The sequence below is a fragment of the Streptomyces sp. RLA131 genome (genome assembly GCF_056270125.1).
In genome coordinates, this window is the sequence record NZ_JBWDOQ010000002.1 from 7,233,339 (window position 1) to 7,243,695 (window position 10,357).

Below are 10,357 nucleotides of genomic sequence, written 5' to 3' on the forward strand. Positions count from 1 at the left end.
GCCGAGCCTTCCGCCCGCGCACCACCGACAGTATTGACCTCCTTGACAAAAAAAGTTGTCGGTGCGACGGTGGGTCCATGCTTGACGTCACAGTGATCGACGACCCGGCCGCCGCCGAGGCGACGCTGGACCCGGTGCGGGCCCGCCTGCTGGCCGCCCTCGCGGAGCCGGGCTCCGCCAGCACGCTGGCCGCGACGGCCGCCCTCGGCCTGACCCGGCAGAAGGCCAACTACCACCTCAAGGCGCTCGAACGGCACGGCCTTGTCGAGCTCGTGGAGGAACGCCGCAAGGGCAACTGCACGGAACGCGTCCTGCGGGCCACCGCCGCCTCGTACGTCATCTCCCCGGCCGCCCTGCCCCTGGTCGCCCCCGACCCCTCCCGTTCCCCCGACCAGCGCTCCGCACGCTGGCTGCTGGCGCTGGCCGCCCGCCTCGTCCAGGAGGTCGGTCAGCTGATCACCGGCGCCGCCGCGGCCCGCCAGAAGCTGGCCACGTACGCCATCGACAGCGAGGTGCGCTTCGCCTCGGCCGCCGACCGGGCCGCCTTCGCGGCCGAACTGACCGACGCGATGGGCACGTTGATCTCCAAGTACCACGACGAGAGCGCGGCCGGCGGCCGAGGTCACCGCCTGGTCGTCGCCCTGCACCCGAGTCTCAGGAAGTCAGAGGAGTAGTCATGTCCAGGGAATTCGAGATCAGCCGTGAAGGCGAGATCCCCACCACGCCGCAGGAGTACTGGGACGCCGTCACCACCGGCACCGGGGGCTGGCTCTGGCCGATGGACTTCGAACCGCGCGTCGGCGGGGCCGCCGCGTTCGGCGGCAAGGTGACGGTCTGGGATCCACCGCACCACTTCGTCACCCGTGTCGAGGGCGAGGACGGCTTCTTCAACCAGCTGGAACACGTCATCGAGGGCCGTGAGGGCGGCACCACCTGGTTCCGTTACGTGCACAGCGGCATCTTCACCGACGACTGGGACAACCAGTACGACGGCGCCGCCAAGCACACCGACTTCTACCTGCACACCCTCGCCCAGTACCTCACCCACTTCAGCCGGCGCCCCGTCACCTACCTCTCCGCGAACGCCCCCGCGGCCTCCAGCGCGCCGGACGGCTTCCGTGTCCTGCGCAGCGCGCTCGGCATCACCGACGCCACCGGGCGGGACGACACGCTGCGCGTCGGCCTGCCCGGCGCGGACCCGCAGGACGCGGTGGTCGACTACCTCAACCCCGACTTCGTCGGCCTGCGCACCGACGACGCCCTCTACCGCTTCTTCGGCCGCAACGCGTTCGGCGCCCCGGTCGGCATCGCCCTCCATGTCTTCGACGGGACGGCCGACCCCGACAAGACCCTGCACGCCTGGCAGTCGTGGCTGGACGGCCTGTACGCGGCGTAGCGCGCGTACAGGCGGGGCACCGCGCCCGCCCGGGGTTCACCGATCGGCTCGGTCAGGCGGTCCGGCGGTCAGGCGGTCAGCGCCGCAAGCTCCGCGTTGGCGCGCTCGGTGACCAGGGCGAGGACGCGGCCGGCGGCGGCCAGGTCCTCTGCGGGTATCCCGCCCCAGATGCGGGCGCTGATGGGGGCGGTCTCCGCGCCGACGGCGGCCATCAGCTCGCGCCCCGCGTCCGTGGGGCGAAGGTGCGCGCCGTTCGCGACGAGCAGGTGCTTGACCAGCAGCTCGTCGACAGTGGCGCGGATGTCGGCGGGATCGGCCTTGAGGGAGTCCTGGACCTGGGTGACGAGATCGTCCGGCGTCTGTGAGGTGTCGGCGGTGAGGGCGGCGCGCAGGGTGATCTGCTGCCGGAACGTGATGCCGTGCCGGGCCAGGACGTGCTCCAGGACGCCACGGGCGGCGTAGTGGGCCAGGCCGAGGTCGCGGGCGCCGGCGACGGGTGCGGTGGTCGTGGCGGTGGATGCCGTCGTGGTCATGGTGTTGTCCCCTGAGTGCTCTCGTCGTTCGGTACGGATGGAGTGAGAGGTGCGTCAAGCAGGGTCGTCAGCTCGTCGGTGAACGCGCGCGTCCGCGGGGCGTCGAGGCCGCCGAGCGGCTCCAGCAACTGCTGAAGCAGTTCCTGGACCACCGAGATGGCCTGCCGCGTGACGGCCTGGCCCTGCTCGGTGAGGGCGAGCTGTACGGCGCGGGGGTCGCGGGGGTCGCGGGTGCGCTCGATCAGACGGGCCGACTCCAGGGCGCGCGCCAGCTTCGAGACGTACAGCGCCTCCAGGCCGGTGTGGTCGGCGAGTCGGCGCTGGCTGGGCCGCTCGCCGGTGCGCTGCATGCCGTACAGCGACGCGACCAGTGAGTACTGCGCGTGGGTGAGACCCAGCGGAGCCACCGCGCGATCGACCGCGACGCGCCACTTGTTGGCGAGCCGCCATACCAGGAAGCCGGGCGTGGGGCCCGGTGAAACCTTGCTCATGTCGAATAGAGTACATGGCTACTATGTACATGGCTACTATTTTGCGGACGCGACGGCGCACCCCGAACAGACCGGCGACGCCGGCATGTGAGCACGCGATCTGGGGTCAGCCGTATCGACCTGTTCGTCCTCGGCGTCCCCGGCGTCCTCGGCGGGTCCGGGAGGTTGATGTGCCGGTCCTTGGGCGGGGAGAGCCGGGCGACGTCCTCGTCGCGGATCTCGTGACCTTCGGCGCGGAGTTGGGCGATGGCGGCGTCCTGGTATCGGATGTTCCGCAGGACCACGGCGTTGAGGACCAGGCCGAGGGCGGCAAGCTGCCCCCTGGTCCTCGCGGTACCGGCGGCGGTAGGTGTCGTCGACCGGGTCGATCAGGGCGAGCGGGCACATGGTCTTGTCGATGCGGCCGTACCCGGCGAACGCGGCACCGGGCGGGGTGGGGTGGCCCTCGTGGCCGAACATCCGCAGCGGGTTGCAGGTGCGGACCTGGTTGGTGATGGGCGGTCCGGCGACGCGGAGCATGTCCGGCCGGTGCGTGGCGATCCGCTTGAGGCCGACATTTTCCCAGCGTGTCACGCCCCTTGTGGGAGCGCTCCCACAAGGGCAGGCTGGCCTTCATGACTTCACGAGCCGTCATCCGTCCCTACGCCCCCGCGGACCGCGCCGCGCTGTACGACATCTGCGTACGCACCGGCCACGAGGGCGGCGACGCCCGCCATCTGTACCCGGAGGCCCCCGCTCTGCTGCCGGACATCTTCGCCGGGCCCTACGCCGAGCTGGAGCCGGAACTCGCCTTCGTGGCCGACGACGGGGGGCGGGCGGTGGGGTATGTCGTGGGGACGGCGGACACGGCCGTGTTCGTGAAGCGCTTCCGAGAGGAGTGGCTGCCGGCGGCGGGGGCCCGCCATCCGGCGCCGCAGGGGGAGCCGGGCACGCCGGCCGAGGTGATGGCCGGGCTGCTGCACCGCCCGGAGCGGATGATCGTGCCGGAGCTGGCCGGGTATCCGGCGCATCTGCACATCGATCTGCTGCCGGACTACCAGCGTCGCGGGTACGGACGGGAGTTGATGCGGGCGCTGCTGGCGGCGCTCGCCCGGCAGGGCGTCGGGGCGGTCCACCTGGGCATGGTGACGGTGAACACCCCGGCGCGCGCCTTCTACGACCGCGTGGGTTTCCACGAGATCGCGGTCGCCGCCGCCGGGCCGCTGACCTATCTCGGGCGGGATACGGGGGTCCCGATTCCATGAACCGTTTCAAAATTCGGTGACGGAGTCTAGAAAGCGCTTGCTCCAGGGCGGTAGGGTCCCCGACGGCCGACCATCCGCCCGAGAGGAGCCGCACCATGAGCCGCGCCGGTATCGCACTGCTCGCCGCTGTCGCCTGCGTCGTGGGACTGTCCGCCGCCCCGGCCCACGCGGGTGACGGCCCGCCGCCCCCGTACGGAACCGGCGCCGGGCTCGACCACTGCGCCACCGACGTCGTGCCGATCGTCTGCCACTTCGACGTGGCGCCCGGCGACTACGACGTGTCCGCCGTGCTCGGCGGTGCGACCGAGGGCAGTACCGCGGTGACCGCCGAGACCCGGCGCGCGGTGCTGGCGCAGACGGCGACCGGCGCCGGGGAGCACGTACGCCGCGGCTTCACCGTCAACGTACGCACCCCGGAGGGCGAGCCGACCGGGGCCGTCGGTACGCCCGGCCTGGACCTGTACTTCGGCGGGACCGCGCCGCGGCTCGCCGCGCTGCGCATCACGCCCAGCCGCGCCCCGCACCTCTTCCTCGCCGGCGACTCGACCGTCTGCGACCAGCCGGGCGAGCCCTACACCGGCTGGGGGCAGGAGCTGCCGCAGTTTCTGCGCCGCGGCCTCTCGGCGGCCAACTACGCCGACTCCGGGGAGAGTTCCGGCTCCTTCCTGACGACGCAGGAGCTCTTCCCGACCATGCGGCCGCTGATCCGGCGCGGCGACCTGGTGCTCATCCAGTTCGGGCACAACGACAAACAGACCACCGCCGCCGACTACCGCGCCAACCTCGCCGCGCTCGTCGAGGGCGTCCGCGAGCGCGGTGGCCGCCCGGTCCTGGTCACCCCGGTGGTGCGGCGCTGGTTCAACTCCGACGGGACGCTCGACAACGGCACCGCGCTGCACGTCAACGGCCTCGGCGTCGACCTGCCCGCCGAGATGCGCGCCCTCGCCGCCGACGAGGACGTGCCGCTGATCGACCTCACCGCGCTCACCAAGGCCCTGGTCGAGTCGTACGGACCCGAGGCGTCCAAGGCGCTCTACCTGTACAACGAGAAGCGCGACAACACCCACTTCGGCGTCACCGGCGCCACCGAGGTCTCCAAGCTCGTCCTCGGTGAGCTGACGGCCCGGCACCTCGTCAAGGAAAGGGCGGTACGCCAGCCATGATCCCCTTCCCCATGCCGCCCGAGGACCGGGTGCTCAGCCCCCGCACCGGCTGGACCCGCGCCCACTGGGAGGCGGCGGCCGACGGACTTCTGGCCGCCGTCGCCCCGTACGCGACCCCCGGCCGGGCCCTGTACCACCTGCCCGGCGGCCGCCCGAGCTGGTCCGGGGTCCGCTCCGACGGCCTGGAGGGATACGCCCGCACCTTCCTGCTCGCGGCCTTCCGGGTCGCGGGCGCCGGAGGTGAGGACCCGTCAGGTCTGCTGGAGCGGTACGCGGACGGCCTCGCCGCCGGGACCCGCACCCCCGGCGGCGACGGTCCCGAGGACTGGCCGGTCGTCGCCGACCGCTCCCAGCCGCTGGTCGAGGCCGCCTCGATCGCGCTGTGCCTGCGGCTCACCCGGCCCTGGCTCTGGGACCGGCTCGACGACTCCGTACGCCAACGGGCCACCGCCTGGCTGGGCGACGCGGTCACCGCGAAGGCCTGGCCCTGCAACTGGGAGCTGTTCCCGGTGACCGTGGCCGGCTTCCTCGGGGACCGCGAGACCGTCACCGCCGGCCTGGAGGGCATCGAACGCTGGTACCGGGGCGACGGCTGGTACACGGACGGCGACCTGCCCGCGTACGACTACTACAACGGCTGGGCCATGCACCTCTACCCGGTCCTCCAGGCCTGGCTCTCCGCCGACCCGGAGCTGCTGGCCCGCTACGGCGACCGTCTGCGGCTCCATCTCACCGACTACGCACGCCTGTTCGGCGCCGACGGCGCCCCCCTGCACCAGGGCCGCTCCCTCACCTACCGGATGGCCACCACCGCCCCCCTCTGGCTCGGCGCCCTCACCGGCCACACCCCCCTCACCCCGGGCACCACCCGCCGGATCGCCTCCGGCGCGCTGCGCCACTTCCTCGACCGGGGCGCGGCGGGCCCCGACGGACTGCTCTCACTGGGCTGGCACGGCCCGTACGAGGGCGTCCTGCAGGGCTATTCGGGCCCAGCCTCCCCGTACTGGGCGAGCAAGGGCTTCCTCGGGCTGCTCCTCCCGCCGGAGCACGAGGTGTGGACGGCCGTGGAGGAACCCGCCCCCGCCGAGCGCGAGGACGCGGTCACCGCCGTGGCGGCGCCCAACTGGCTGCTCCAGTCGACGGCCGCCGACGGCGTCGTACGGCTCCACAACCACGGTAGCCAGGACGCCCGTTACGACCCCCACTACTCGCGGCTCGCCTACTCCACGGCCACCGGCCCGGCCCCCGAGGACAACAGCTTCGGGCCGCCCGGCACCGAACGCACCGCCCTGCGGCCCCTCGGCGCCGGCGACGGCTGGGCCGCCTCCCGCTCCCGGGCCGGCGAGGCCGACGTGGTCGGCCTGGTCCTGGCGCGCGGCGCCGTCGAGGTGCGGGTCCACCGGGTGACCGGCGCCCCGCCCGGCACGCCCCTGCGGCAGACCGGCTGGGCCGCGCCGAAGGGCCTGAGCTCCGAACTGCACCCCGTGCACGGCCTGGTCGCCGCCCCGGGCCTGCCGCCCGCCCCGACCGCGTACGGTCCCGCCGCCGTGCCCGTCCTCACCGGTACGGCCGGCGAGGCCCCCGGCGGGCTCTTCGTGTGCCTGGCCCGGCTCACCGCCGACGGGGCGCCGCCGCCGCTGCACACCCTCGCGTCGGTCACCGTCGACGGCGACCGGGTGACCGTCGACTGGCCCGACGGCGCCGTCCACGACGCCCGCGTCACCCCGGTGGGGGTCACCGTGGAATCCCTTCCGCCCGGCGCTCGTTGATCCCGGCATGAGTGAAACCGAGCAGACCCAGGACGCCCTTCTCCAGCTCCTCGCCGGCACCGACGGCGGTGTGCTGGTGACCATCAAGCGCGACGGCCGCCCCCAACTGTCCAACGTCACCCACCACTACGACCCGCAGCGGCGCGTCATCCGGGTCTCCCTCACCGACGACCGCGCCAAGACCCGCAACCTGCGCCGCGATCCCCGCGCGAGCTACCACGTCACCAGCGCCGACCGCTGGTCCTGGACCGTCGCCGAGGGCACCGCCGAACTCACCCCGGTCGCCGCCGGCACCCATGACGCCACCGTGGAGGAACTCGTCGACCTCTACCGCAGCGTGCGCGGCGAGGAGCATCCCGACTGGGACGACTACCGCCGTGCGATGGTCGAGGACCGGCGACTTGTGCTGAAGCTTCACGTGGAGCGCGCATACGGCCAGCCCGCGCGTGGTTGAATCGTCGGTGTGGGAACCAGCCGCGGAATGGACGTCTCCGTATACCAGGGACCGCAGGACTGGTCCGCCCACAGAGCCGACGGCGTGGACTTCGCCTTCGCCAAGGCCAGCGAGGGCCGGCACACCCGTGATGCCCGCTTCACCCAGCACATCAAGGGGATCATCGCCGCCGGGCTGGTCCCGGGCGCGTACCACTACGGGTGGCCCAACCAGGACGTGACGGACGAGGCGGCCAACTACACGGCCGCCGTGAAGCCCTGGGCGGGCCCCGGCTTCGTGCACTGGCTCGACCTCGAACGGCGCAGCGACGGCGCCAACTACGCGGGCCGCGGCCACGCGCAGATCGCCGCCTGGGCGAAACGCTGGATCCAGCTGGTCTCCGACGCCTTCCCCGGCCAGCGGGTCGGCGTGTACACCTCGGGCGACGACATCGCCCAGGGTCACGCCCCCGCCGGCGCCCCCCTGTGGTACCCGCGCTACCCCTGGACCAGCGGCGCCACCTACGCCAGGGCCGAGGCCGCCGCCCGCCCGCACCCCTCCGGGCGCGACCCGCTGTTCTGGCAGTTCACGTCCGAGCCGGTCGACCGCTCCATCTGCTATCTGACCGCCGCCGGCCTGCGGGCCTGGGCGAGCGGCCCGGACTCCGAGGAAGACGACATGCCGATCCGCACCAGCCTGGGCAGGACCACCGCCCAGACCCTCGCCTGGGACGCGTGGACCGCCATCAGCTGGGACACCGAGTACGCCGACCCCGAGGGCGCGCACGCCGACGGCGACCACCCCGGCTACGTCTCCCCGCTCGGCTCCTGGGCCGACTTCAACGGACGTCTCGTGCTGTCCGGCCTCCCCGGGGGAACCCGGCTCCAGATCCGCTACGAGGTCCACGACTGGGCGGACGGCGCCTCCACCGGCTCCTGGACCGAGGTCGTCGCCGACATCCTGGCCACCCCCGGCGGGCAGATCGTCTCCGTCCCCTTCTCCAAGGGCCTGGACAAGGGCCAGCACGTCTATGTGTCGGTCCTGCCCGTCACCCCCGACGGCTCCGCCGGCCTCCCCGCCCCCACCGCCGACGGCGGCCGGTGGGCGATCCGCCAGGACCGGTAGCCGGATGGCCTGGACCGTCACCGGCGACCTGGAGGTCTTCCTCGCCGCCGCGGGCGCCTTCCTGCGCTCCCGGCCGGACGAGCACACCGTACTGCTCACCGTCACCGGGACACTGCGGCACGGCGCGGGCGTCCACGAAGGCGCCCTCGGCGAATCCGCGCTGTTCGGCTGGTGCACCGCCCCCGGGGGTGCCGTCGAGGGCGCCTTCGCGCACACCCCGCCCCGTCCCGTAGTGCTAGCCGCTCCCAGGGGCGACGCGGCCGCCTCACTGGCAGGGTCGTGGGACCAGGACCGGCCACTGCCCGGGGTGGTCGCCGAACCGCTCATCGCCGAGGCCTTCGCCGGCGCCTGGCGGGCCCGAACCGGAACCGGAATATCGGCCGGCCGGCGCAGCCGGCTGCACCGGCTGGAGCGACTGCGGCCACCCGAGCCGATGCCCGCCGGCCGGGCCCGGCCCGCCACCGCCGCCGACCGGGAACTGCTGGTCGGCTGGTACGCGGCCTTCGCAGCCGAGACGGACGACCCCGGAACACGGCCGCACCGGCAGGTCGAGGACCGCCTCGGCTACGGCGGGCTCACCCTGTGGGAGGACGGCGGCACCCCCGTCTGCCTCGCCGGGATCTCCCGCACCGTCGCCGGCAGCGCCCGCGTGACTCCCGTCTACACCCCACCCGGCCTGCGCGGACGCGGTTACGCCGGGGCCGCGGTGGCCGCCGTCAGCCAGGCCGCCCTGAACGCCGGCGCCGAGTGGGTGCTGCTCTTCACCGACCTCACCAACCCCACCAGTAACGCCCTGTACCGGCGCCTGGGCTATGTGCCGGTCAGCGACCGGATCACCCTTGACTTCGGGACATGACGATCCGGGGCGCGGAACCGGAATGCCGGTTGTAGGAGTTGTCGCTGTACATACTGTTTCCGCCGGGGCCGCACGGCTCGCGGCGACCGTGACCGCCGACTACCGGGAGGTGCCGTGACCGGCTCCAGTCCGAAGCGTTCTCCGCTCGCCGCTCTCATCCCCGCCTTCGGCGACAACCCCTCCGGGGAACGGATGGAGCGGATCCGGCGGTCGCCGAACTTCGCGGACGGCGTCTTCACCAACCCCGTGGGTGCCCGTACGGTGCCCACCGGCTCGATGCTGAAGTTCGCGCGGAGCTACTTTCGCAAGGAGGAACGGGTCCGCCGCGCCCCGGCCGGCCGGATCCCCCTGTACGGTGCCGAGGCGACCCTCGCCGCCCTCGCGGCCCCGCCCGCGTCGGGGCTGCGGCTCACCTGGATGGGCCATTCGAGCGTGCTCGCCGAGATCGATGGCCGCCGGGTGCTGTTCGACCCCGTCTGGGGCGAGCGCTGTTCGCCGTTCGGGTTCATCGGCCCCAAGCGGCTGCACCCGGTGCCCGTGCCCCTGGCGGAGCTGGGCGAGGCCGACGTGATCGTCATCTCCCACGACCACTACGACCACCTCGACATGCCGACCGTCCGTGCCCTCGCCGGCACCGGCACCAGATTCGTCGTACCGCTGGGCGTCGGCGCCCACCTCGAACGCTGGGGCGTCCCGCAGGACCGGATGACCGAGCTGGACTGGCACGAGTCCACCCAGGTCCAGGGGCTCACCCTCACCGCCACCCCGGCCCGCCACTTCTGCGGCCGGGCGATCCGCAACACCCAGCACACCCTCTGGGCCTCCTGGGTCGTCGCCGGCCCCGAGCACCGCGTCTACCACAGCGGCGACACGGGATACTTCCCGGGCTTCGAGGAGATCGGCGCCTCGCACGGGCCGTTCGACGCGACCATGATCCAGGTCGGCGCCTACAGCGAGTTCTGGCCCGACATCCACATGACGCCGCAGGAGGGCGTGCGCACCCACGTCGACCTCCAGGGCGGTACGGCCGCCGCGGGCGTCATGCTCCCCATCCACTGGGGCACCTTCAACCTGGCCCCGCACCCCTGGGAGGCGCCGGTCGAGGGCACCGTCGCCGCGGCCCTCACCTGCGGTGCCACCGTCGTGGCGCCACGCCCCGGCGAGCCCTTCGAGCCCTCGGCGGGGCTGCCCCTCGACCCCTGGTGGCGTGCCGTGGCCCGTTCGGCGGAACGCGCCTGGCCCCCGGTCGCCGACGCCCCGGGCACCCCGGCTGCCCCCGGGGCCCCCGGCAGCCCGTCCCCGGGACAGGGCGCCGCGGAGCCCGACAGCGCCCGGGCGTAGTACTCC

General features: G+C 73.4%; 11 protein-coding genes and 1 pseudogene. 9 read left to right on the plus strand and 3 right to left on the minus strand.

The window, feature by feature from the left end; genetic code table 11:
• Positions 1–77: 77 nt before the first annotated feature.
• A complete protein-coding gene (locus tag RWE79_RS33705; RefSeq protein ID WP_475943864.1) occupies positions 78–674 on the plus strand; it encodes a winged helix-turn-helix domain-containing protein in 597 nt (198 codons plus the stop codon).
• Positions 675–676: 2 nt separating this feature from the next.
• Entirely contained in the window at positions 677–1,396 is a 720-nt protein-coding gene (locus RWE79_RS33710) for an SRPBCC family protein (RefSeq protein WP_475943865.1), read from the plus strand.
• A 68-nt stretch (positions 1,397–1,464) separates the two neighbouring features.
• On the opposite strand, the gene RWE79_RS33715 is transcribed toward RWE79_RS33710, so the two are convergent.
• The 3 genes and pseudogenes from RWE79_RS33715 to RWE79_RS33725 all read right to left on the minus strand — a co-directional run.
• The gene (locus tag RWE79_RS33715) at positions 1,465–1,929 is read right to left on the minus strand and encodes a MarR family transcriptional regulator (RefSeq protein ID WP_475943866.1); all 465 of its coding nucleotides are present in this window, start codon (positions 1,927–1,929) and stop codon (positions 1,465–1,467) included.
• Complete coding sequence (locus tag RWE79_RS33720; protein ID WP_475943867.1) at positions 1,926–2,420, minus strand: MarR family winged helix-turn-helix transcriptional regulator; 495 nt, start codon at positions 2,418–2,420, stop codon at positions 1,926–1,928. Before RWE79_RS33720 ends, RWE79_RS33715 begins: the two co-directional genes overlap by 4 nt.
• Positions 2,421–2,581: 161 nt before the next feature.
• Positions 2,582–2,975 (minus strand): annotated as a pseudogene (locus RWE79_RS33725) (Tn3 family transposase); the annotation flags it as partial.
• Positions 2,976–3,034: 59 nt separating this feature from the next.
• Here RWE79_RS33725 and RWE79_RS33730 point away from each other — a divergent pair.
• From RWE79_RS33730 to RWE79_RS33760, 7 genes are all read left to right on the plus strand, one after another.
• Positions 3,035–3,664, plus strand: a complete 630-nt coding sequence (locus tag RWE79_RS33730) for a GNAT family N-acetyltransferase (protein ID WP_475943868.1) — start codon at positions 3,035–3,037, stop codon at positions 3,662–3,664.
• Between the two features lie 95 nt (positions 3,665–3,759).
• Positions 3,760–4,827, plus strand: a complete 1,068-nt coding sequence (locus RWE79_RS33735) for a rhamnogalacturonan acetylesterase (RefSeq protein ID WP_475943869.1) — start codon at positions 3,760–3,762, stop codon at positions 4,825–4,827.
• Positions 4,824–6,596, plus strand: a complete 1,773-nt coding sequence (locus RWE79_RS33740; protein WP_475943870.1) for a DUF2264 domain-containing protein — start codon at positions 4,824–4,826, stop codon at positions 6,594–6,596. The genes RWE79_RS33735 and RWE79_RS33740 overlap by 4 nt, the downstream gene beginning before the upstream one ends.
• A 7-nt stretch (positions 6,597–6,603) precedes the next feature.
• Positions 6,604–7,050, plus strand: a complete 447-nt coding sequence (locus RWE79_RS33745; protein ID WP_475943871.1) for a PPOX class F420-dependent oxidoreductase — start codon at positions 6,604–6,606, stop codon at positions 7,048–7,050.
• 9 nt (positions 7,051–7,059) lie between these two features.
• Entirely contained in the window at positions 7,060–8,154 is a 1,095-nt protein-coding gene (locus RWE79_RS33750) for a glycoside hydrolase family 25 protein (protein WP_475943872.1), read from the plus strand.
• Between the two features lie 4 nt (positions 8,155–8,158).
• Complete coding sequence (locus tag RWE79_RS33755) at positions 8,159–9,010, plus strand: GNAT family N-acetyltransferase (RefSeq protein ID WP_475943873.1); 852 nt, start codon at positions 8,159–8,161, stop codon at positions 9,008–9,010.
• Positions 9,011–9,124: 114 nt separating this feature from the next.
• The gene (locus RWE79_RS33760; RefSeq protein WP_475943874.1) at positions 9,125–10,351 is read left to right on the plus strand and encodes an MBL fold metallo-hydrolase; all 1,227 of its coding nucleotides are present in this window, start codon (positions 9,125–9,127) and stop codon (positions 10,349–10,351) included.
• Positions 10,352–10,357 lie beyond the last annotated feature (6 nt).